This is a genomic window from Streptomyces sodiiphilus, from assembly GCF_039529215.1.
GTDB classification, from domain to species: domain Bacteria; phylum Actinomycetota; class Actinomycetes; order Streptomycetales; family Streptomycetaceae; genus Streptomyces; species Streptomyces sodiiphilus.
The window spans coordinates 1-612 of record NZ_BAAAMJ010000096.1 but is presented as its reverse complement, the minus strand read 5'-3'; the positions used below and the strand labels follow the sequence as shown (position 1 = coordinate 612).

Genomic DNA, 612 nt, shown 5'->3' with positions numbered 1-612 from the left:
GCGCCCTGAACCGGTATCGCAAGAGGCAGCTTGCCCTGCGGGCCAAGCTCCAGAAGAAGCGCACCAAGTCCGCCAAGCGCCGGCTCAAGGAGCGCTCCCGTCGCGAGGCGCGGCACGTCAAGAACACCAACCACATCATCGCCAAGACGATCGTGACCGAGGCTGAACGCACCTCGGCCGGGATCTCCCTGGAAGAACTCAAGGGAATCCGGCAGAGGGTACGGCTCCGCAAGCCCCAACGGGTCGCGCTCCACTCCTGGTCCTTCGCCCAGCTCGGAGACTTCATCGTCTACAAGGCCAAGCGGGCAGGCGTGCCCCTGGTCTTCGTCGATCCCGCGTACACGTCCCGGACATGCGCCGAGTGCGGCCACGTCGACAAACGCAGCCGTGTCGACCAGGGGCTCTTCATCTGCCGGGGGTGCGGGGTCGTTGCCCACGCCGACCGGAATGCTTCCCACAACATCGCCACCCGTGGCGAGAGCGTGTGGAACGCGGGGCGTGAGTCACGCGTCCCTGCCACCCCATAACGGGGTGTCTGGACGGAGGAGTCAACCCAGCGGCCAGTTGGGCACTACCTCCAAGCCCGGTCCTTCAGGGCCGGGTCAAGTTGAC

General features: G+C 66.3%; 1 protein-coding gene. It reads left to right on the top strand.

From position 1 onward, the window contains the following. Positions 1-527, top strand: a 527-nt coding sequence (locus ABD299_RS24750) for an RNA-guided endonuclease InsQ/TnpB family protein (protein ID WP_344266973.1), incomplete at its 5' end; no start/stop codon positions are given. Positions 528-612 lie beyond the last annotated feature (85 nt).